This is a genomic window from Ferrigenium sp. UT5, from assembly GCF_045866295.1.
Classification (GTDB): domain Bacteria; phylum Pseudomonadota; class Gammaproteobacteria; order Burkholderiales; family Gallionellaceae; genus Sideroxyarcus.
Map to the genome: position 1 here is coordinate 68,517 of NZ_BAAFRY010000002.1, position 19,705 is coordinate 88,221.

22 protein-coding genes are annotated in these 19,705 nt (G+C 62.0%); 11 read left to right on the top strand and 11 right to left on the bottom strand.

Annotated features, from left to right (window positions below; all coding sequences use genetic code 11):
- Nucleotides 1–111: 111 nt before the first annotated feature.
- The gene (locus ACKTSJ_RS01160) at nucleotides 112–1,410 is read left to right on the top strand and encodes a peptidoglycan DD-metalloendopeptidase family protein (protein ID WP_407896559.1); all 1,299 of its coding nucleotides are present in this window, start codon (nucleotides 112–114) and stop codon (nucleotides 1,408–1,410) included.
- Nucleotides 1,411–2,508: an anhydro-N-acetylmuramic acid kinase gene (locus ACKTSJ_RS01165; RefSeq protein ID WP_407896561.1), complete on the top strand. Its 1,098-nt coding sequence runs from the start codon at nucleotides 1,411–1,413 to the stop codon at nucleotides 2,506–2,508. It begins immediately after the preceding gene.
- Nucleotides 2,509–2,556: 48 nt separating this feature from the next.
- Here the strand turns inward: ACKTSJ_RS01165 and erpA are convergent, their stop codons facing one another.
- The 10 genes from erpA to ACKTSJ_RS01215 form a co-directional block, all read right to left on the bottom strand.
- Nucleotides 2,557–2,907, bottom strand: coding sequence for an iron-sulfur cluster insertion protein ErpA (erpA, locus tag ACKTSJ_RS01170; protein ID WP_407896563.1), 351 nt, complete (start codon nucleotides 2,905–2,907; stop codon nucleotides 2,557–2,559).
- Between the two features lie 16 nt (nucleotides 2,908–2,923).
- Nucleotides 2,924–3,331, bottom strand: a complete 408-nt coding sequence (locus tag ACKTSJ_RS01175; protein ID WP_407896565.1) for a polymer-forming cytoskeletal protein — start codon at nucleotides 3,329–3,331, stop codon at nucleotides 2,924–2,926.
- A gap of 13 nt (nucleotides 3,332–3,344) precedes the next feature.
- Nucleotides 3,345–4,088 carry a DUF6776 family protein gene (locus tag ACKTSJ_RS01180; RefSeq protein WP_407896567.1) on the bottom strand — a complete coding sequence of 248 codons (744 nt, stop codon included), beginning with the start codon at nucleotides 4,086–4,088 and terminating at the stop codon, nucleotides 3,345–3,347.
- A 4-nt stretch (nucleotides 4,089–4,092) separates the two neighbouring features.
- Nucleotides 4,093–5,121, bottom strand: a complete 1,029-nt coding sequence (gene argC, locus ACKTSJ_RS01185; RefSeq protein ID WP_407896569.1) for an N-acetyl-gamma-glutamyl-phosphate reductase — start codon at nucleotides 5,119–5,121, stop codon at nucleotides 4,093–4,095.
- Nucleotides 5,122–5,201: 80 nt separating this feature from the next.
- A complete protein-coding gene (gene rpsI, locus ACKTSJ_RS01190) occupies nucleotides 5,202–5,594 on the bottom strand; it encodes a 30S ribosomal protein S9 (RefSeq protein ID WP_407896571.1) in 393 nt (130 codons plus the stop codon).
- A 2-nt stretch (nucleotides 5,595–5,596) separates the two neighbouring features.
- On the bottom strand, nucleotides 5,597–6,034 hold the full coding sequence (rplM, locus tag ACKTSJ_RS01195; RefSeq protein WP_407896573.1) for a 50S ribosomal protein L13: 438 nt from the start codon (nucleotides 6,032–6,034) through the stop codon (nucleotides 5,597–5,599).
- Between the two features lie 97 nt (nucleotides 6,035–6,131).
- The gene (locus ACKTSJ_RS01200) at nucleotides 6,132–7,511 is read right to left on the bottom strand and encodes an FGGY family carbohydrate kinase (RefSeq protein WP_407896575.1); all 1,380 of its coding nucleotides are present in this window, start codon (nucleotides 7,509–7,511) and stop codon (nucleotides 6,132–6,134) included.
- Nucleotides 7,508–9,067: an FAD-dependent oxidoreductase gene (locus ACKTSJ_RS01205; protein ID WP_407896577.1), complete on the bottom strand. Its 1,560-nt coding sequence runs from the start codon at nucleotides 9,065–9,067 to the stop codon at nucleotides 7,508–7,510. Before ACKTSJ_RS01205 ends, ACKTSJ_RS01200 begins: the two co-directional genes overlap by 4 nt.
- Nucleotides 9,064–9,795 (bottom strand): glycerophosphodiester phosphodiesterase, encoded by a 732-nt coding sequence (locus ACKTSJ_RS01210; protein ID WP_407896579.1) that lies wholly within the window; start codon nucleotides 9,793–9,795, stop codon nucleotides 9,064–9,066. The genes ACKTSJ_RS01205 and ACKTSJ_RS01210 overlap by 4 nt, the downstream gene beginning before the upstream one ends.
- A complete protein-coding gene (locus ACKTSJ_RS01215; protein WP_407896581.1) occupies nucleotides 9,792–10,937 on the bottom strand; it encodes an alpha/beta hydrolase in 1,146 nt (381 codons plus the stop codon). Before ACKTSJ_RS01215 ends, ACKTSJ_RS01210 begins: the two co-directional genes overlap by 4 nt.
- Nucleotides 10,938–10,979: 42 nt before the next feature.
- Between ACKTSJ_RS01215 and ACKTSJ_RS01220 the strand changes: the two genes are divergently transcribed.
- From ACKTSJ_RS01220 to phoU, 9 genes are all read left to right on the top strand, one after another.
- Entirely contained in the window at nucleotides 10,980–12,824 is a 1,845-nt protein-coding gene (locus ACKTSJ_RS01220) for an EAL domain-containing protein (RefSeq protein WP_407896583.1), read from the top strand.
- A gap of 23 nt (nucleotides 12,825–12,847) precedes the next feature.
- Nucleotides 12,848–12,973, top strand: a complete 126-nt coding sequence (locus ACKTSJ_RS01225) for a hypothetical protein (protein WP_407896585.1) — start codon at nucleotides 12,848–12,850, stop codon at nucleotides 12,971–12,973.
- 7 nt (nucleotides 12,974–12,980) lie between these two features.
- The gene (locus ACKTSJ_RS01230) at nucleotides 12,981–13,874 is read left to right on the top strand and encodes a lysophospholipid acyltransferase family protein (protein ID WP_407896587.1); all 894 of its coding nucleotides are present in this window, start codon (nucleotides 12,981–12,983) and stop codon (nucleotides 13,872–13,874) included.
- Nucleotides 13,807–14,565, top strand: a complete 759-nt coding sequence (locus ACKTSJ_RS01235) for a GNAT family N-acetyltransferase (RefSeq protein WP_407896589.1) — start codon at nucleotides 13,807–13,809, stop codon at nucleotides 14,563–14,565. Before ACKTSJ_RS01230 ends, ACKTSJ_RS01235 begins: the two co-directional genes overlap by 68 nt.
- Before the next feature lie 117 nt (nucleotides 14,566–14,682).
- Nucleotides 14,683–15,051 carry a diacylglycerol kinase gene (locus tag ACKTSJ_RS01240; protein ID WP_407896591.1) on the top strand — a complete coding sequence of 123 codons (369 nt, stop codon included), beginning with the start codon at nucleotides 14,683–14,685 and terminating at the stop codon, nucleotides 15,049–15,051.
- Between the two features lie 88 nt (nucleotides 15,052–15,139).
- The gene (locus ACKTSJ_RS01245; protein WP_407896592.1) at nucleotides 15,140–16,114 is read left to right on the top strand and encodes a hypothetical protein; all 975 of its coding nucleotides are present in this window, start codon (nucleotides 15,140–15,142) and stop codon (nucleotides 16,112–16,114) included.
- A 114-nt stretch (nucleotides 16,115–16,228) separates the two neighbouring features.
- Nucleotides 16,229–17,443 (top strand): glycosyltransferase family 4 protein, encoded by a 1,215-nt coding sequence (locus ACKTSJ_RS01250; protein WP_407896594.1) that lies wholly within the window; start codon nucleotides 16,229–16,231, stop codon nucleotides 17,441–17,443.
- Nucleotides 17,409–17,939 carry a phosphatase PAP2 family protein gene (locus ACKTSJ_RS01255; RefSeq protein ID WP_407896596.1) on the top strand — a complete coding sequence of 177 codons (531 nt, stop codon included), beginning with the start codon at nucleotides 17,409–17,411 and terminating at the stop codon, nucleotides 17,937–17,939. Before ACKTSJ_RS01250 ends, ACKTSJ_RS01255 begins: the two co-directional genes overlap by 35 nt.
- A gap of 8 nt (nucleotides 17,940–17,947) precedes the next feature.
- Nucleotides 17,948–18,628 carry a phosphate signaling complex protein PhoU gene (gene phoU / locus ACKTSJ_RS01260; RefSeq protein WP_407896598.1) on the top strand — a complete coding sequence of 227 codons (681 nt, stop codon included), beginning with the start codon at nucleotides 17,948–17,950 and terminating at the stop codon, nucleotides 18,626–18,628.
- A gap of 134 nt (nucleotides 18,629–18,762) precedes the next feature.
- Here phoU and ACKTSJ_RS01265 read toward each other — a convergent pair whose 3' ends face one another.
- A complete protein-coding gene (locus ACKTSJ_RS01265; protein ID WP_407896600.1) occupies nucleotides 18,763–19,614 on the bottom strand; it encodes a zinc dependent phospholipase C family protein in 852 nt (283 codons plus the stop codon).
- Between the last annotated feature and the right edge of the window lie 91 nt (nucleotides 19,615–19,705).

Below are 19,705 nucleotides of genomic sequence, written 5' to 3' on the forward strand. Positions count from 1 at the left end.
CTCCCGCCTGAACGGATTTTGTGGGGGTGAGGCTTTCTGTTAAAGTGACGCCCGGATTTCTGCCAGAGGCCGCATCCGGAACACAGAAACACCGATGCCCGGGAGTCGCGAATGTTACCGCAAAACACTTTATTACACGCACACAAGATGAAGCTGCGCTGGGTCATTGCCCTCTCCACCCTGCCTTTGCTGGGGGTGGTGACCGCGTTCGGCATCATGCCGCAACCCAATGATGCGGCGGAGATCCGCCATACCTTCACGTCCGACCTGACGCTGCCGTCCGCGCCGGAGGCCATCGAGACGGACCCGGTCTATTGGCACAGTGAGCGCGTCCAGCGCGGCGATACCGTCAGCGAACTGTTGCGCCGCATGAATGTACAGGATGTCGCGGCCGATGATTTTTTGCGACGCGCGGCAGACGCCCATTCCTTGCGCCAGCTCCGACCCGGCCGCTCCGTACAAGTCCGGACTTCGGCCGACTCGCACCTGCTCGCCCTGTCCTACATTGATAATGACGGCAATCAAACCGTTATCACTCCTGCCGGCGACCGTTTCAAGGTAGAGACACAGCCCGGACTGGCTGAACGCAGAATTCTGGTGCAGACCGGCGAGATCAGCAGCACCCTTTACGACGCAACCGACGAAGCGGATTTGCCGGATAACGTAGCCAATCAATTGGCGGAAATCTTCGGTGGCGACATCGATTTTCACCGCGATCTTCGGCGCGGTGACAAATTCAGCATCCTCTACGAACAGTCTTATCTGAACGGCGAGCCGACCCGCAACGCGCGCATCCTTGCCGCCGAATTCATCAACCACGGCCGCACCCTGCAGGCCTTTTATTTCCAGAATACCCAATACGGGGGCGATTATTTTTCGCCCGACGGAAAAAGCATGCGCAAGGCATTCCTGCGCTCCCCCATCGAGTTTTCGCGGGTCAGTTCCGGCTTTAGCAATGCCCGTTTCCACCCGGTGTTGAATCGCTGGCGCGCCCATAAAGGCGTGGATTACGCCGCCCCCATCGGCACCCGGGTCAGAGCAACCGCGGATGGCGTGGTGACCGTTGTCGGCAAGCAAGGCGGTTACGGCAACGTGGTGATGCTGGAACACCAGGGGATGTATCAGACGGTGTACGGCCACCTTTCCGGTTTTGCCGGCGGCATCCATCGCGGACAACGCGTCAGTCAGGGTGAAATCATCGGCTTTGTCGGCATGACCGGACTCGCCAGCGGCCCGCATTTGCACTACGAATTCAAGGTCGGCGGCGTGCAGCGCGACCCGTTGAAGGTGGCACTGCCCGATGGCAAGCCGATCGGGGAAGCGCAACAGTCGGCCTTTCTCCAAGCCACGGACTCGCTGCACGCTCGTCTTTCACTCCTGCGCAACACGCGTATCGCCCAACTCGATTAGGTGAAAAAAGAAGCGGAGTTCTACCTCGGCATCATGTCCGGCACCAGTCTGGACGGCATTGATGTCGCCCTGGTCGATCTGACAAGTACGCCGGTGCTGATTGCCAGCCACTTCCAACCTTACCCCGCGGAATGGGTGGAAGCCTTGCTCGATTTGCACGCATCGGGCCCGAATGAGTTGCATCGCGCCCAGCTCATGTCCAACCGACTTGCCAATGCCTATGCAACAGCCACCCTGAACCTGCTGCAATCATCTGTGATCCTGCCGCATCAAGTGCGCGCCATCGGCTGCCACGGCCAGACCGTGCGCCACCAACCGGCGCAGGGCTACACGCTGCAACTCAACAACGGCGCGTTACTGGCGGAGCTGACCGGGATCACGGTCGTCAGCGATCTTCGCGCCCGGGACATCGCGGCGGGCGGACAAGGCGCGCCGCTGGTGCCCGCTTTCCATGACCGAGTCATGCGCCACCCAGACATCCATCGCGCCATCCTCAACATCGGCGGCATCGCCAACCTGACCGACCTCGACCCGAATCGGCTGACGACCGGGTTCGATACCGGCCCGGGCAACCTGTTGCTGGATGCCTGGATCGCCAAACACCGGGGCCAGCCTTACGACGCGCACGGCGCGTGGGCGAACAGCGGAAAAATCCTGCCCGGACTGCTGCAATCCTTGTTGGCCGAACCCTACTTTTCCGCTGCACCGCCCAAAAGTACCGGGCGAGACCGGTTCAATCCGCAATGGCTGGAACGTCATTTGCGCGGGGATGAAGCACCCGCAGATGTACAGGCAACGTTGCTGGCACTGACCGCAGACAGCATCGCCGCCGCCGTGCGACGTGATTGCACCGGAACGGAAGAGCTCTATCTGTGCGGCGGCGGCGCCCACAATACGGCTCTGGTCGCCCGTTTGCGCACGGCGCTGCCGGAATGCCGCATCCAGAAAACTGACGTTCTGGGCCTGGGCGCCGACTGGGTTGAGGCGGTCGCATTCGCCTGGCTGGCGCAACAGGCACTGCACTTGCAGCCCGGCAATCTGCCCGCCGTCACCGGCGCACGCCACCCGTGCATCCTGGGGGCAATCTATCCCGCATAAAAAAAGCGGGGCACGTTGTGTGCCCCGCTTTCATTGCCTGATCAACGCTCAAACGGAAAATGAGGAGCCGCAGCCACAGGTCGTTGTCGCGTTCGGATTCTTGATCACGAACTGCGAACCTTCCAGTCCTTCGCTGTAATCGATCTCGGCACCGACCAGATACTGAAAACTCATCGGGTCGATCAGCAGTTGCACGCCGTTCTTGCTCATCACGGTATCGTCATCGTTGACGACCTCGTCGAACGTGAAGCCGTACTGGAAGCCGGAACAGCCGCCACCGCTGACGAATACGCGCAGCTTCAAGTCGGCATTCCCCTCTTCCTCGATCAACTGCTTCACTTTGTTTGCCGCGCTGTCGGTGAACAACAACGGGTCTTGCATTTCGGTGACTGCATTCATTTCGCTCTCCTTGGTGTTATTTGGATTCGGCGCCACTCACCTTCAGTGACACCACCTTCTCCGTTGCTTCACTGATATGCGCCAACTTTCCCTCGACGATGGCGCCCAACTGAATCTCCAGCGTTTTGTATTTCACGTCGCCTGTGACCTTGGCTTTGCTTTGCAGTTCCAGGTACTCGTTCGCCTCGATCGGCCCGATCACCGTGCCGTTCAAAACCAGATGGGTCACACGGATTTCGCCGCTCACTCTGGCTTGTTCACTCAGCACCAGCGTGCTGGCCTTGCCCGGATCGGCGATGACATTGCCGCAAATTTCTCCATCGATACGCAATCCACCGGTGAAATGGAGGTCACCCACCACTTTGGTACCCACCCCGATGAGCGAGTCGATTCGATTTTGCGGTTTGCTGTGCTTGCTGAACATCACTGCCACTCCGTCATGAAAGCAGGACCGTTTGGACCATCTTCGGTTCCTGCATGCCTTTCTCGAAAATCCTGATCTGCACGCTGTCGATTTGCACGCCCTCCGGCAAGCGGAAGGTACGCTCGACGCGCTGGTAATACTTGAAGTTAAGGTGCTGTGCAGCCACCTCCGGCGAGTCCGGGGGGGGGAATTGTAACACCACTTTCTGCCCGCCCTGTTCGCCGTCCACCACGATCTGCAAATCGCCCTGGAACACCCGTCCGCGCCGCTGTACGCCCTGCACCAGCAGCATGCGGCAGTGGTATTCGCCCGGCAAGGTTCCGGGCTCCAGTTTCACGTTGTGAATCGAAAGTTCGGCATCGCGCCCCGCCGTCAGCGGCAGACTCTGGAAGAAGGAAAGATCTTCGCGCAGCCGACCGTTCTCCTCCTGCAGGACCATGATCTGTTGCTGCACCTCGCCGGCCGCCGCCAGTTGTATCTGTGCCTGGCGCTCCTGCACCGCAAGTTGGTTGATCTGCACCGCATTCTGCGCTTCCAGCAGCATCACCTGTTCGCGCAAGCGGGAAATCTCCTGCTCCGCCTCGCCGCGATGGAATCCGGCCAGCGCCATCCCCGCGTCATACGCCCACCAGACCAGAAAGCCGACGGCCAGCAGGAAGGGCAAGGTAATCGCCCAGCGCACATACCAGGGAACGTGCGGACGCACCGCGAGGCGCGGCGCGGAAATGCTGAAACGACGCTTGAATCGGGAAATCATGGCGTCATGGTAGCAAAGGAACCACGTGCAAGCCACTCCCCTCGGCCAGACCGAACATGATGTTCATGTTCTGGATCGCCTGCCCGGCGGCACCCTTGACCAGGTTGTCGATCACCGACAGCACAACCACGGTATCGCCGCCCTGCGGCCGATGGACCGCGATCCGGCAATGATTCGAACCCCGCACCGAACGGGTTTCCGGCATGCTGCCCGCCGGCATCACATCGACAAAAGCTTCACCGGCGTAACGTTGCTCGAACACGGCTTGCAAATCGGCCTCTTTATTCAGGCGTGCATACAGCGTCGCATGGATGCCGCGAATCATCGGCGTCAGGTGCGGCACGAACGTCAGCCCCACTTCGTTGCCGGTTGCACGCGCCAATCCCTGCCTGATCTCGGGCAGGTGTCGATGCCCGCCCACGCCATAGGCCTTGAAATTGTCGGTCGCTTCCGCGAACAGGGTGGCGACTTCCGCCTTGCGCCCCGCCCCCGACACCCCGGACTTGGCATCGGCGATGAGCGAGCCGGCCTCGACCAGACCGGCCTCCAGCAGCGGGATGAATCCCAATTGCACGGCCGTCGGATAACAGCCGGGATTCGCCACCAGGCGCGCCTGTTTGATCTGCGCCCGGTTCACTTCCGGCAGACCATAAACCGCCTCGGCCACGAGATCGGGGCAGGCGTGACGCATGCCATACAATTTTTCCCATTCGGAAATGTCCTTGATGCGGAAATCCGCAGCCAGATCGATGACCTTGACGCCCGCATCGAGCAGGGCACGGGTTTGCTGCATCGCAATCCCGTTGGGGGTGGCGAAGAACACCACGTCGCACTGGTCGAGATTCGCCGCATCGGGATGGCAGAAAGCCAGATCAACTTGCCCGCGCAGACTGGGGAACATCTGGCTGACCGGCATGCCGGCATCGGCACGCGAGGTGATCGCCTGCAACGCCACCTGCGGATGCCGCGCCAGCAAGCGCAACAATTCGACCCCGGTATAGCCCGTCCCCCCCACGATTCCGACTTTGATCACGTCCGCCTCCACACCTTCCAAGTGCCCGAATGATAAATGAAAAAGCCGCCCAAAGGCGGCTTTCCCGGTTCCCTGCAAGCTTAACGCTTGGAGAATTGTTTCCTGCGACGCGCCTTGCGCAGACCGACTTTTTTACGCTCGACCTCGCGTGCATCACGCGTCACCAGACCCGCCTGGCTCAAGGTGGGTTTCAGCGCCGCATCGTAATCGATCAGGGCGCGGGTGATGCCGTGGCGCACCGCACCGGCCTGGCCGGATTCGCCGCCACCGGACACGTTCACCAGAATGTCGAACTTGCCTGCCATCGCGGTCAGTTCCAGCGGCTGGCGCACGACCATGCGCCCGGTTTCGCGCGAGAAGAACTGGTCGATCGGCTTGTCGTTGACGATGATCTCGCCCTTGCCGGGCTTGATGAACACACGTGCCACCGCGCTCTTGCGACGGCCCGTTCCGTAGTTATAAGTTACGCTCATGATTAAGCCTTCAACAGGTCAGTGGGTTTCGGTTGTTGCGCGCTGTGCGGATGCGTAGCCCCGCCGTACACCTTGAGTTTGCTCAACATGGCGTAGCCCAGCGGGCCTTTCGGCAACATGCCACGCACGGCCTTTTGCAGCACGCGCTGCGGATGACGCTGTTGCAGCTTGATGAAATTGGTTTCGTAGATACCGCCGGGATAACCAGTGTGGCGGTAGTACATCTTGTCCTGTGCCTTGTTGCCGGTCACGCGCAGCTTGTCTGCGTTGACGACCACCACGAAATCGCCGGTATCGACGTGCGGGGTGTAGATGGCCTTGTGCTTGCCGCGCAGACGGGATGCGATCTGGCTGGCCAGACGGCCCAGCACCTTGTCGGCTGCGTCAACGAGGATCCAGTCGTGCTGGACTTCCTGCGGCTTGGCGGAAAATGTTTTCATGGCATTTCCTAATACTTAAAAATGGATAACGGACTGCGAAGGGCGCGCATTCTATGCGAGTCATCCCGCCCTGTCAAACGAATCGCGTGCGGCGACTTCAGGCGCGCAGCAAGCCGTCCAGCCAGATCTTCCAGCGCCCGTATTTGGCCGCCAACTGCGGCAGTTTAACCGGCCCTCCGACCTTTTCCGCTGCGGCCGCGCCGCCTGCCATTCCGGCCGCAAGCCGGGCGACGCCCGCCAGACTGGCATCCTGTTGCGGCAGCAGATAGATGGCGCACGGCACACACTGCGCAATGCCCTGCTGCAGACAGGTCAGGTTGGACAAGCCGCCGGAAAGATAGACGCGTTCGAGGCCGAACTCACGCCGGAAATCTTCCAGGATGCGCGCCACGCGGAAGAGGATGCCCTCCAGCAGCAGTACTCCCATGCGGGGTGCCGACAAGTTTTCGACCGGCGCGGAGAAGGCAAGGCCGAGATCGCCGCGAAAATATGGCGCCCCCAGCCCGCTCGGTTCGGCCAGGCAGAAAATGTCATCGCGCGCCAGATCATCCGCCCGGCACGACGCGACCGGATACGCGGCCAGTGCGGCGGCGATGGAATTGAGCGTGCCCTCGGCGGCATAGTGCATCCCCCGCGCGGCATCCTGCCACACCAGCGTTTGCAGATAACCCGGCGGTGCGCCGCGCCCCGCGGGCAGGTAGCGCACGACGAAACCGCCCGTGCCCAGATTGACCAGCGCCTGCGCCGGGCCTTCCGCGATTGCCGCCCGCAGTGCGGCCGACTGGTCGCCCAGGCTGGCGCGCAACACCAGCCCGTTGCGCAACGGCACGGCGATACCCGCCGAAGGCGTGATCTGCGGCAGAATCTGTTGCGGAATATCGAACAGCGCGCACAGTTCGCTCGACCATTGCCCGCGCTGCGTGTCCATCAGCAGCGTGCGCGCCGCCATCGACGCATCGGTCTGGTAGTGCTGGCCGCCGCTCCAGCGCCAGATGAGAAAAGTATCGAGGGTGCCCAGCAGCCATTCGCCGCCGACCAAATTTTCGCGCCATGCCGGATGCGCATGCAGGAGTCCGTGCAGTTTGGGCGCCAGGTAATAAGGCGTCAGCGGGAGTCCGGTCAGCGCGCGCACCGTGTGCTCGGCGGCGCGCAACGCCGCACAGCTTGCCGCGCCCCGGTCATCCTGCCACGAGATGAGCGGTGTGACGGGCTGCCCGCTGTCCCGCTCCCACAACAGAAAAGAAGAGCGCTGGCTGCACATCCCCAACGGTGGGCGCGCATCCGTGCTGGCCAGACATTCCGCCAGTACAGCCTCCGCCACCGTCGCATATTCCAGCGCATCGCTTTCGTAACGCCCGCCGTCGGCCACGATGGCAGGTGCCGGGCGAGAGACGATGGCGTCAAGTTCGCCCGCGCCCGACAGCAATCCCGCCTTGATCGCGGTCGTGCCCAGATCAAGTCCGATCGCGGCAATCATGCGCGGCACGCCTTGATCTCCTGCTCGACTCGCGCCGCATCCCAGCACAGCATCGGCGCGAGCAGGTTGGCGACACGGCGCAGCATGCGCTCGTCCGGTTGCGCCAGAATCATCAAAGGCAGGCGGCGGCGCAACAGGTCGGACAGATGCAGCACCATCTCGCGCTGTGCGCAAAACAACAGATCGGCTTCGGTCAAAGGCAACTCCGGCACGATCCGTGCCGCCCGTTGCGGCGATTCCCCGACCCGTTGCATCACTTGCCCAGCGCGCGAACCATGCCGACGCAGCAACCAAAGCGCGCTCTCGTCATCGATGCCCAGCCTGTGCGCGCGCGCGGTCATTTCAGCCGCCCATAGACCAAAATCCTGCTGCGGCTTCCACGGCAGATCGCGCACGCCGCTCGTGCCGCGCGCCGCCAGGCCGAGTCTGGCGCACACCGCATCCACGATCACTGCCGCGTCCTCGCGCGCCGAGGTGATCTTGCCGCCGACCGAATGGTGCAGACCGTTTGCTGCCGTTCTGATTTCCCAGTCGCGGCTGGCCGCAGAAGGATGCGCCGCGTCGCTCCGCTTCATCACGCGCAAACCGGCGTAGGCGGCGATGACATCCTGTCGCGTCCACTTCAATTGCAGATAATCATTGGCGGCATCCAGCAGATAGTCGACATCCGCTTCCCCGACCTCGACTCGCCCCACATCGCCGCGATAGTCGGTGTCGGTGGTGCCCAGCAGGGTGCGCCCGTACCAGGGAATGAGGAAGAACACGCGGCCATCCGCTTTCGCCGTCAGCAGCAGCGCCTCCGCCGCCGGCAGCCCCGGCAGCACCAGATGCACGCCCTTGCTCAGGCGGCACCAGGCGCGCCCTGCTTCGCTCGTTGCCAGCCACTGCCCGCTCGTGCTCACGCATTGCCGCGCCGCGACCGACGCGGTGGCGCCACTTTCTTGGTCGCGCACCGTTGCGCCGCACACCTTGCCCCCGGCTTCGTTCCACGCCGTGAGCCGGGCGTAGTTCACACACACCGCGCCCGCTGCCTGCGCGCCGGCCACCAGCTCGAGCACCAGTCGCGCGTCGTCGGTCTGCGCATCACCATAAGTAAAACCGCCGCGCAAAGCCGGTGCGGCGAGGAAGGGAAAATGCGCGTGGAAATCTGCGGCGCCAAAACGGCGATGGCGCATCGCCTCCGGCGGAAAACCGGCGAGCGCGTCGTACAACGTCAGGCCGGCTTTCAATTTGAGCAGGCCATTGCGGCTATCCGCATACACCGGCACCCCGAAACGCAAGGGCCACACACGATGCGGCGCAATGTCCAGCAACACGCGCCGCTCCCGCAGCGCTTTCTTCACCAGCCTGAAATCGTAAGTCTCCAGATAGCGCAGACCGCCGTGGATCAGTTTGCTCGAAGCAGACGATGTCGCGCTCGCCCAGTCTGCCTGCTCGACCAGCGCGACCTTCAGCCCGCGCAACGCCGCATCGTAAGCCGTCCACGCGCCATAGATGCCGCCGCCGCAGACGAGCAGGTCGAAGTCGTCGTTGAGCGCTGCAAAATCGCGTTTCATGCAGCCCTCATTTGCAACGCCTGCTGCGGCACATCGCTGATCAGGATGTCCACCCCGAGCCGCAGCGCACGCCCGATCTGCGCGTCGCTGTTGCAGGTATAGACCGCGATCCGTTTGCCGCCCTCGCGCACCACGCCGGTCATGCCCTCGTCCAGCGTGGCGATATGCACGCACAGCCCGTGCAGCCAGGGGTGCGCGATCAAGGTCTGTTGCGCAAAATTCGCATCGTGTTCCGGCTCCAGATTCAGCACCAGCGGAAAATCCGGCGCGAGGCGATGCGCATGGATGAGCGAGTCAAGATCGAACGAAGAGACCAGCATCCGCTCCGACCCCGTGCCTGCGGCGGCCAGGGTCTGTGCCACCTTGTCCTGCTGCCGCGCCTCCGCCTCGCCTGGATAGCGTTTGATTTCCAGCAGCAAACGGCAACGCGCGCGATAGGCTGCCACAAAATCCTGCAAGCGCATCACATTCCCTTTGGCCGCGCCGGGAAAATGTGCGGCGAAGTCCATTGCCTGCAATCGCGACAAATCGCAGTCGTCGATGCGCGTGCCGGGCAGGCCGAGTTTCTTCAGGTCATCGTCGTGCCACAGCACGCACACCCCGTCGCGGGTCAACTGGATATCCGTCTCGATGCCGTCGATCGGATAGTCCAGCGCCCGGTCGAAGGCGCTGCGCGTATTCTCCGCTGCTTCGCGCCTGGCACCGCGGTGGGCATAGATCAGGCTCATGGCAATTCCCCGATGAAACGCTGCATGGAAGTCTCCAGCGCCGCATAGTGCGGATTCCAGGTCAGGCGGCGCAGCACACCCGGCGCGAGCAGTTCCGGCAGCACCTCGCCCCATCCGTCCGCGCGCGCCATGCACGCCGTATAACGCGCCGGCTCTTCCGCAAAATAATGCAGACAGTTCGCATAATCCCCGTGCGCGCCATAGTGCGCATCCTCCGGCGCCATGACGATGGCGGTGTGTGCACTGGAAAGGATGTGCTGCCCGGGCAGATGACTGTTCACCCACTCCAGGTTTTGCCCGGTCAGCGCTTCCCGCGCATACCACACCAGATGGTGCAACGGGTGGCGCACCCGCTGCATGAAACGCAGCGTGGCCATCGCATGCACGGTCGCATCCTCCGCGCTGGCGGCAGCAAACACCGGAATATCCATGCCACCGCGCGGCAGCGTTTGCGTCAGCGCATACATCTGTGCCGCCGCATTCTTGCAGAACGACTCATATTTATAGGGGTCGGCATCCGGCAACAGGTTTAGCCACGCTGCAGCCGGAACGAACCCGCTATACAGCTTGTGCAGATTTGCCCAGCGCGCGCGCGCCGTGATCTCCAGCGCCGGTGAAAAAAGGAACAGGCCGCGCACCCGCGCATCGCTCGCGGCCTGCCGCACACTCAACGCGCCGCCCGCCGAAAATCCCGCCAGGTACAGCTCGTCCACTTCGGCGGCGAGACAGTCGACCCCCCAGGCCACTGTCCTTGCCCATTCCCGCCAATGCACGTCGAGCAGATCGCCGGGCTGCGTGCCGTGCCCCGGCAACAGCAGCGCCATCACCCGGAACCCGTTGCGCTGGAAAAACGCGGCGAGATGGCGCATGTGATAGGGCGAATCGGACAGGCCGTGGGTCAGCAAAATACCGCGCCGAAAGGGTTTGGCCCGCCCCCGATGGTCATCGCCCACGGGCAACAATTCGAACGGCGCGTTGCCGTCAACCACAGTATCCGCCCGTATCACGCGCAACATCGCCCGCGTCTGCCGCACATAGTCGGCGAACGACAAACCCGTTCCGGCAAAGCGGGAGTTCATGCCAGAGGTGCGGTGGCGTTGCTCAAGCTGGATCATTTCTTCTTCGTCATAACCGCGTAACAAACCGACGCTATCTTTCGCTCCCCTAAACCGCAGGAGAAACACATGCCAAGCATTCTACCTGTTGAGAAGTATCGCACCACTGCCCGTGCACAATTCCTGGCAGACCAATTTCTGTCGTCACCCGTCAGGGAGAAAAGCGGGGCCCCTTTGCGCGAGATCATCGACCAGCGCCGCCTGAACGCCGTGTTTCAACCCATCCTCAACCTCGGCCACGCTGATTTTCTGGGCTTCGAAGGATTGATCCGGGGTCCGGCTGACAGCCCGCTGCATACGCCGATCAAACTGTTCGGTGCGGCGGAACAACACGGGCTGTCGCTGGAAGTCGAGATGCTTGCACGGCAAACCGTGCTGGAAGCGTTTGCCACGCAGAGCCTGCCCGGGAACCTGTTCCTCAACGTCAGTCCCGAAATGTTGGCTCTCCCCGACTTCAGGAACGGCCAGACGCTGGCATTCATGCGCGAACTCAACCTCGACCCGGCTCGCATCGTGATCGAGCTCACCGAAAACCAGCCTGTTTTTGATTTTGCTGCGATGCGCGATGCGCTCCTGCATTACCGCGCGATGGGCTTCAGGATCGCCATCGACGATCTGGGCGAGGGCTTCTCCAGTCTGCGTCTGTGGCTGGAGCTGCGCCCGGAGTTCGTCAAGATCGACATGAGTTTTGTGCAGGGCGTGGACCGCGACCCGATCAAATTGCAGTTTCTGAAATCGATCCAGCACATCGCCGCCAGCTGCGGCACGCAAGTCATCGCCGAAGGGATCGAAACCGAAGCCGAGTTGCGCGCGGTGAAAGACATCGGCATCGCACTGGGACAGGGCTATTTTATCGCGCGCCCCCAGGCCACGCCGCCGCTGCTGGCCGGAGATGACACCCGGCACATCATCCATGAATCAAACACCGCCGCCACCCAATGCGCAAGCTTTAATCGTTCACAGGCGATGGCGGGCAACTTGATTACCCACATCGAACCGGTCCACCCTGAAACGCCGATCGATCGCCTGTTTGAACGTTTTTACACCAATCCCGCGTTGTCCCTCATCCCGATCGTCGCCAAGGGCACTCCGCTCGGCTTGGTCAACCGCCATCACTTCATTGAACAGTTTTCCAAGCCATTCCAGCGCGAACTGCATGGCAAAGAACCTTGCCAGGACATTATTCCGGGTGCGCCGTTGCTGGTGGAAAAGAACATGACCATCGCGGAACTCAGTCACTTCCTGGCCGAAACAGACAGCCGTCATCTGACGGAGGGCTTCATCATTACCGAGAACGGCAGTTATATCGGCGTCGCGTCCGGCCAGGATCTGCTGCGCGAACTGACGCGCATGCAACTGGAAGCGGCGCGTTACGCCAATCCGCTGACTTTGCTGCCCGGCAACGTGCCGATCAACGAGCACATCGAACGCCTGTTGCAGGCGCACACCCCGTTCGTCGCCTGTTACACCGACCTCGATCATTTCAAGCCGTTCAACGACATCTATGGTTATGGCAAAGGCGACGAGATGATCCGGCTTACCGGTCGCATCCTCAACTGGGCCTGCGACCCGAAGCTGGATTTCATCGGCCACATCGGCGGCGACGATTTTGTGTTGCTGCTGCAGAGTCCCAACTGGCGGGCACGCTGCGAACAGGCGCTGCGCTCGTTCGCGCAGGCCGCCTCGCTGATGTTCCAGGAAGAACACAAGATTGCGGGCGGCTACACCACCGAAGGCCGCGATGGCATGCAGCAATTCCATCCGCTCACCAGCCTTTCCATCGGTGCGCTCCAGGTGACACCCGGCGAATTCACGTCATATCTCGAAGTCTCTGCGGCCATGACGGACGCCAAGAAGATGGCAAAGAAAATTGCCGGCAACAGTCTGTTCGTCGAACAGCGCGCACTCGCCTGAAGCATTTTAAAAAGGAGATTGACATGCAACCCTTCGTCACCGCAGTCAGCGCAAACGGCACTTGCAGCATCGGCTCCCTGTTGTTCACGCAAGGTCTCGCTGCGGCCCTCGATTTTGTCTGCACGCTGTTCGTGTTCTCGGTGGATTGAATCCCTGATGCCACGACGGATTGTCGCCCTGTTCCGTGCCGCGCGCATCGCCCTGCACATTGGCTACGGCTTGACGCTGGCGACGATCTATCCCTGGCTGAACGCCAATCTCCGCCGCCGCATCCTGCAAAACTGGTCGGCCGGACTGCTGGACATCTTCAACGTGAAAGTGCTTGTCGCCGCCGACGCTCCTCTGCACGGGCTGCGCCACGGACTCATCGTCACCAATCACATCTCCTGGCTGGACGTGTTCGTGTTGAACACGGTGGTGCCGATGCGCTTCGTCGCCAAAGCGGAAGTGCGGCACTGGCCGCTGATCGGCTGGCTGTGTGCACGCGCACAGACCCTGTTCATCGAACGCGGCAAGGCACGCGATGCGGCGCGCCTCAATGTTCATCTGGTGCAATCCCTGCGCAGCGGCGAATGTTTTGCCATATTCCCTGAAGGCACCACCACCGATGGCAGCGCAGTCGGGCATTTCCACGCTTCGCTGTTCCAGCCCGCCATCGATGCGGCGGCCGCTGTGTTGCCCGTCGCCATCCGCTATCAGGACGCGCAGGGCAGGATCAGCACGACAGCCGCCTACATCGACGAGGTCTCTTTCGGCAGCTCGATGTGGGCCATCCTGTGCGCGCCGGCATTGCAGGTGCGCCTGCTGACCACTCCGGCACTGAACGCCAGTGCGCAGGACAGGCGCAGTCTGAGCCAGGCAGCCCAACGATCCATCGCGGACGCCCTGGGAACCGCGGATTCATCCAACATTCATCCTGCCTTAACCCGCGTGCAACATGCGCACGCTAACCTGCGAGCCTCATCGTCACAGGAGAGCACCCATGTTAGAACTAATCCGACAACCGACTGCCAAGACCGAGCGCCGGCTTACTTTCAGCCTGGCGCGTAATTTGCCCGAAATCGCCGAAGCACAGCGCATCCGCTTCAAGGTGTTCGGCGAAGAGATGGGCGCCACTTTGCCGAGCGCAAACCTCGGGCTGGACATCGACCGCTTCGACGCATTCTGTGACCACCTGCTGGTGCGTGACCACGGCACGGACAAAGTCGTCGGCACCTATCGCATCCTGCCCCCGGATCAAGCCTGCAAGGCAGGCTGCTACTACTCCGAAACCGAATTCAACCTGTCGCGCCTGGAGAACCTGCGCGACCGCATGGTGGAAGTGGGACGCTCCTGCGTGCATCCCGACTACCGCGACGGCGCAACCATCACCCAGTTGTGGAACGGATTGGCCGACTACATTGGCAAGCACAACCACGAATATGTGATCGGCTGCGCCAGCATCAGCATGGCCGACGGCGGTCATTACGCCGCCAGCGTGTACAACAAGGTGCACAAACTGCACGCCGCGCCCGCCGAATATCGCGTATTCCCGCATTGCCGCCTGCCGTTGGAAGCGCTGAACCAAAATCTTGAAGTCGCCGTCCCGCCGCTGATCAAAGGTTATCTGCGCCTCGGCGCCTATATCGCCGGCGAGCCGGCCTGGGACCCGGATTTCAATTGTGCCGACCTGTTCATCCTGTTGCCGGTATCGCGCCTGAACGCGCGCTATGCCAAACACTTCATGCACAAGGCCTCATAACCTGATTCGTGTTCTCTCCCCCTTTGCGCGCATGCAGCTTGGTGCGCGTTCTTTTTTTGCGCATCTTTTTGATGGGACGTAGCGACAATGGACACTCTAGACGAACAGGAACGAACCTTGGAAAGCCCGTATAAAGGCAAGACCGGTTTCATCCGCTTGTGCAACGCCTTCATTTATTCATGGGATGGTTTCCGTGCCGCCTACAAACATGAGGACGCCTTCCGGCAAGAAACACTGCTCGCTGCCATTCTTATCCCGCTGGCACTGTGGCTGCCGGTGGGCTCTCTCGGCAAGGCGCTGATGATCGCCAGCGTGTTGCTGGTGATCATTGTCGAACTGCTCAACTCCGCCGTCGAAGCAACCGTCGATCGTATTTCACTGGAGGATCACAACCTGGCCAAGCGCGCAAAAGACACCGGCAGTGCCGCGGTACTGGTCAGCCTGTTCAACGTGTTTGCAGTGTGGGGCTTGGTATTGCTGGGGTGATCCAAATAGCCGTGAACCGAATATCCGTTGCGGGTGCGGCGGCAGATAGTACAATCTCGCGCACGCCCATTTGAATCGGAGTCACGCAATGAATTTTTCAAACAGCCGCATCATTCACCTTGCCGCCACCCTGTTTGTGTTATCGGGTTGTGCGACTCCGCCACAGCAGTTGACCGCGGCAAGCCAAAGCAACATCCGGAACGTCGCGGTCGTTTCCCTGGTGCCGGAAAGCGTCAACTTTGACAAGGTCGGCATCATTTCCTTTTCCAGCCAAACCACCACGTTCAACCTGGGGAGTGCGGTAACCGAAGGGATCGTGTCCGTCGCGCAAGGCAGAATCACCCGCACCCATCCCGACTGGAACGTCAAAAAAATCACGTACGATCAGGCCGCCCTCAGGGCCAAAGCGGGCGCAGATGGCAAAACCCTGTCCGCCCGGGCAAGAGAGGCAATCTCCGCACTGGCGCGCGACCAGGGTCTGGATGCCGTGGTCGTCGTGCGGGCCGCTGCAGATCCCGAAGAATCGGTCACCATGCAACAAAGTCCCAACCCGCTCGCGCTGCGCGAGGGCTTGAGCGTATTGCTCCTGGACAACAGCCTCCTCGGGGACCGGGAACTGTCCTTTCGTGCCAACTTGACCGTATCCATCCTGGACCAACACGGGGAGATTCTGACCGTGGGCAGAGTGCCGTCAAACCCGGTCTCACCCGTCAGACACAGGGCCGAAGACTATGGCGTGCGCAATGACATGAAAGCCAATCACCGTCCGGAAATTTTGCAGAAATTGGGCAACGAGGTGCTCGCCGATTTGGCCACCCGGCTGAACCTCGCTTTCGACTCGCTTGGATTCACAGACAAAACCGGCGCGGCGGAACAACACATCCCCATCGCTCCACTTGCCCCGGTTGCCGCCGAGGCGCCGAAAAACACCGCACCGCAAACGGGTCCGGACACGGATGCCTTCGGGCAATGCTTCGCGCGCTGCCGGCAATACACCGACCGCAGCAAGGAGCAATGTTTTGATACCTGCAACTTCGCCCCTGCCGGCCTCCCCGCACGCTGATTCGCCGGGTAACCGCCCGCCCCGTGGGCGGGTGAGCCGAAGGGCTGGCCCCTGTCATAAACGATTCACCCGGGCTTAATCAAAAGTTCATCTGTGCCGTGCACCATGCGCGGCATGCAAACTCCGAACGAAAACCTGCAAGTCGCCCCAGCGCTGCACATCGCGCTGGTCACCGAAACCTATGTGCCGGAAGTGAACGGCGTCGCCATCACCCTCGGGCGCATGGTGCACGGCCTGCTCAAGCGCGGCCACCGCATCCACCTGGTCAGGCCGCGCCAGCACAAGCAGGATGCGCCGGCCGCCGACGGAAACTATGCAGAAACGCTTGTTGCGGGCATGCCCATCCCCGGTTACCCGGAACTCAAGTCCGGCCTGCCGGCCAGAGGGTTGCTGCTCAAGCTGTGGAACGCGCAGCGGCCGGACGTGGTGCACATCGCCACCGAAGGCCCGCTCGGCTGGTCGGCGCTGTCGGCGGCACGCAAGCTCGGCATTCCGGTGAGCACAGATTTCCACACCAATTTCCACAACTACACGCAGCACTACGGCATCGGCCTGCTGAAGAAACCCATCGCCGCCTACCTGCGCCATTTCCACAACAAGGCAGGCTGCACGCTGGTGCCCACTACCTCCTTGCAGCAGCAACTGGAATCGGAAGGCTACCGCAACGTGCGGGTGGTTGCGCGCGGCGTGGACACCGAACTGTTCAACCCCGCCAAGCGCGATGCCGCATTACGGGCGTCGTGGAATGCCGATGAAAACACCCTGGTGGTGATGCTGGTCAGCCGCATCGCGCCGGAGAAGAACCTGCACGTGGTGATCCGCGCCTTTGACAAGATACGCAAGCTCAATCCGCTGGCGCGACTGGTGATCGTGGGCGACGGCCCGGCGCGCGCCGAGCTGGAACGCCAGCATCCGCAGGTCATCTTCGCCGGCATGCAGACCGGCCAGGCACTGGCACGCCACTACGCGTCGGGCGACCTCTTCCTCTACCCCAGTCTGACCGAGACCTACGGCAACGTAACGGTGGAGGCGATGGCCAGCGGGCTGGCCACGGTCGCTTTCGACTATGCCGCCGCGCAGCAGCATATCAAGCACGATGTGAACGGATTGCTGGCGACCTGCGCCGACAGCGATGCCTTCATTGCCGAAGCGCGCACGCTGGCAAACGACCTGCCGCGCGTGCGCCGCCTGGGGAAAGCCGCACGCGACACGGTGGAATCGCTGACCTGGGAACACATCATGGGTGAGATGGAATTCGTCCTGCTCGATACGGTACGTTCACAGAGCGCAAAACATGGCCAACCTGAACTCTCCCCTGCAACGGATTAACCGCTGGGACGCCGAGCTCTGCGCCTTCTGCAACCGGCGCAGCCGCAGCTTCACGGTGCGCAACCTGTTCCGCTTCTTCAGCCGGTTGGGGGATGGCGTGTTCTGGTACCTGCTGATGGCCGCGTTGCTGCTCCAGGACGGCACGGCCGCCCTGCCTGCCGTGCTGCACATGCTCGCGGTCGGCCTCGTCGGCACTGCGCTGTACAAGCTCATCAAGGGCAAGACCCTGCGCCCGCGTCCCTTCAATGTCTATCCTGCCATTGTCTGTATGGGCAAGACGCTGGACCAGTTCAGTTTCCCTTCCGGCCACACCCTGCATGCGGTCGCATTCAGCATCGTGTCGGTCTCCTACTACCCGGGGTTGCTGTGGCTGGTTGCGCCGTTCGCGCTGATGGTTGCGCTGTCGCGCCCCATCCTCGGCCTGCACTACCCCAGCGACGTGTTGGCAGGTGCAGCACTGGGCGCCGTGCTCGCCCTCTTCTCCTTACAGCTCTGATGCTCGACATGGCAACCGATCCCCATATCTCGCACCGCTTCGACGATGAACTGGAAGAATTGCGCGGCTGCATCATGGCCATGACGGAACAGATCAGGCGGCGCTATGCGGCGGCAACCGACCCCTTGCTCACCGGCAAACAAATGTCCGCAAACGCCCTGGCGCAGGATGATTCAGAGATCGAGCAGAAGCAACGCTTGATCGAGGAAACCTGCGATCTCATTCTGGTGCGGCGGCAACCGACGGCCCGCGACATGCGTTTCGTGGTTGCCTGCATCCGCATCAGCAACGATTTGGGCCGACTGCATGCCCACATCAACAAGATCGCCGAGGCCGTTGTCCGTGTAGGGACGCGCGACCTCGGCATTCTGGCGCGCCACCATGAATTGAACCGCGCCACCTTGATCGCGCAGGACATGCTGCAAGCGGCGCAGCAGGCATTCGCAGCGGCCGATGCGGAGGCTGCGCAAACACTTGAAGGCATGGATGAGGAGATCAACAGCGCTTCCCGCGTCATCATTCGGCACCAGCTGACCTACATGATGGAGAGTCCGCAGGTCGTTGCCAGCGCGGTGGATGCCCTGCTGATCGTCCGGTCAATCGAACGCATCGGCGACTACGCCAAAAATATCGCCCATCTGGTCAGATATATGCGTCTGGGGCGCGACACCGGCGAGCTGCAAATTTGAATTGTGGTGCGGATTCGTTGTTCCCGTCCCCGACCGCCATGTCCGAGGGCGTGCTACGGCGGCAACCCCGTCAAGGCAACAATCCGGAGGTCCCGCCCGCGCGGAGATGACGGCCTATTCTGATTTCCCCGTGATCAGCCCGGTTCAATCTCGAACAGATCGCGCGGCAGCGGCATGCGGCCGCGCAACTGGTGTGGCGTGCACAGCCCGACGCGCTCGCGGGCGCTTGCTTCGCATGGCGGCTCGGCCTCCCATTGCGGAACGTCGCCGGACAGGATGCGATTGATCTGCACCAGTCGCCCGCCGGTCTCGCGCAGGTAATGGTTGAAGCGCTGGCGCAGGCGGTCGTCGCATGCACGCGCGCCGCGATAACACAGGCTGTGCAAGCGGCTGCCGCGCAACAGGGCATCGGCGCGGGACAGCGTGCGCAGACTGCGCCATGCATTGTGCCGGGTGCAATCGAAATGCCGTTCAATGAAGGCCGATAGCTGATGGCGGTGCGCGTCGCACAACTCGGCAGGCGTGGCAAACAGATGGCGCTGAATATGCCGGTCCATGGCCCATTCCGCGATCGCGTGCGTGACCCACGGCATCTCTCCCCACATCGTCTCGTGCACCGGCACGAAATGATTGTGCGCGATCACATCGACCAGCAAATGGGACGCATAGCCCAGTGCCATCGCCCGCTCGGCATCGGTCGAGGCCTGCCGCAACTGGCGCTGCGCCTGTTCCCAGTCATGCGTCGCATCCAGTGCCGCTGCGCCATGGTAGCGCCCCACCAACGACAGATCGGGCAGGCACGCGCCCGCCAGAACCAGGCGCGGACAGGCGATGACCGCGCGGCGAAAACGCGGGTCGGTGAGCGGCACGGCCCACAGCAGCAACTGGGCAAAATACACGTGCGTATAAAGCCCCCAGGCGAATGCGTCGCCGCTGAACAGCAACAGCGGAAAGAGCCAACGCCAATGCACGAAACTATTTTTCATGGCGTGCAGTGTCGTTGCACCCTGCAACAATCCGATGACAGCGGCATGATTTTTTTATGAAGCCGCGCCGCGCATGCCATCTGCGATAATG

Excerpts from the sequence above, each read along its gene's own strand:
- ACKTSJ_RS01255 (WP_407896596.1), top strand. The coding sequence starts at position 17,409 with ATGGCCAACCTGAACTCTCCCCTGCAACGGATTAACCGCTGGGACGCC.
- ACKTSJ_RS01205 (WP_407896577.1), bottom strand. The coding sequence starts at position 9,067 with ATGAAACGCGATTTTGCAGCGCTCAACGACGACTTCGACCTGCTCGTC.
- ACKTSJ_RS01250 (WP_407896594.1), top strand. The coding sequence starts at position 16,229 with ATGCAAACTCCGAACGAAAACCTGCAAGTCGCCCCAGCGCTGCACATC.
- ACKTSJ_RS01225 (WP_407896585.1), top strand. The coding sequence starts at position 12,848 with ATGCAACCCTTCGTCACCGCAGTCAGCGCAAACGGCACTTGCAGCATC.
- erpA (WP_407896563.1), bottom strand. The coding sequence starts at position 2,907 with ATGAATGCAGTCACCGAAATGCAAGACCCGTTGTTGTTCACCGACAGC.
- ACKTSJ_RS01220 (WP_407896583.1), top strand. The coding sequence starts at position 10,980 with ATGCCAAGCATTCTACCTGTTGAGAAGTATCGCACCACTGCCCGTGCA.
- ACKTSJ_RS01235 (WP_407896589.1), top strand. The coding sequence starts at position 13,807 with ATGTTAGAACTAATCCGACAACCGACTGCCAAGACCGAGCGCCGGCTT.
- ACKTSJ_RS01175 (WP_407896565.1), bottom strand. The coding sequence starts at position 3,331 with ATGTTCAGCAAGCACAGCAAACCGCAAAATCGAATCGACTCGCTCATC.
- rpsI (WP_407896571.1), bottom strand. The coding sequence starts at position 5,594 with ATGAGCGTAACTTATAACTACGGAACGGGCCGTCGCAAGAGCGCGGTG.
- ACKTSJ_RS01200 (WP_407896575.1), bottom strand. The coding sequence starts at position 7,511 with ATGATTGCCGCGATCGGACTTGATCTGGGCACGACCGCGATCAAGGCG.
- ACKTSJ_RS01230 (WP_407896587.1), top strand. The coding sequence starts at position 12,981 with ATGCCACGACGGATTGTCGCCCTGTTCCGTGCCGCGCGCATCGCCCTG.
- rplM (WP_407896573.1), bottom strand. The coding sequence starts at position 6,034 with ATGAAAACATTTTCCGCCAAGCCGCAGGAAGTCCAGCACGACTGGATC.
- ACKTSJ_RS01160 (WP_407896559.1), top strand. The coding sequence starts at position 112 with ATGTTACCGCAAAACACTTTATTACACGCACACAAGATGAAGCTGCGC.
- ACKTSJ_RS01210 (WP_407896579.1), bottom strand. The coding sequence starts at position 9,795 with ATGAGCCTGATCTATGCCCACCGCGGTGCCAGGCGCGAAGCAGCGGAG.
- ACKTSJ_RS01245 (WP_407896592.1), top strand. The coding sequence starts at position 15,140 with ATGAATTTTTCAAACAGCCGCATCATTCACCTTGCCGCCACCCTGTTT.
- ACKTSJ_RS01265 (WP_407896600.1), bottom strand. The coding sequence starts at position 19,614 with ATGAAAAATAGTTTCGTGCATTGGCGTTGGCTCTTTCCGCTGTTGCTG.
- phoU (WP_407896598.1), top strand. The coding sequence starts at position 17,948 with ATGGCAACCGATCCCCATATCTCGCACCGCTTCGACGATGAACTGGAA.
- ACKTSJ_RS01180 (WP_407896567.1), bottom strand. The coding sequence starts at position 4,088 with ATGATTTCCCGATTCAAGCGTCGTTTCAGCATTTCCGCGCCGCGCCTC.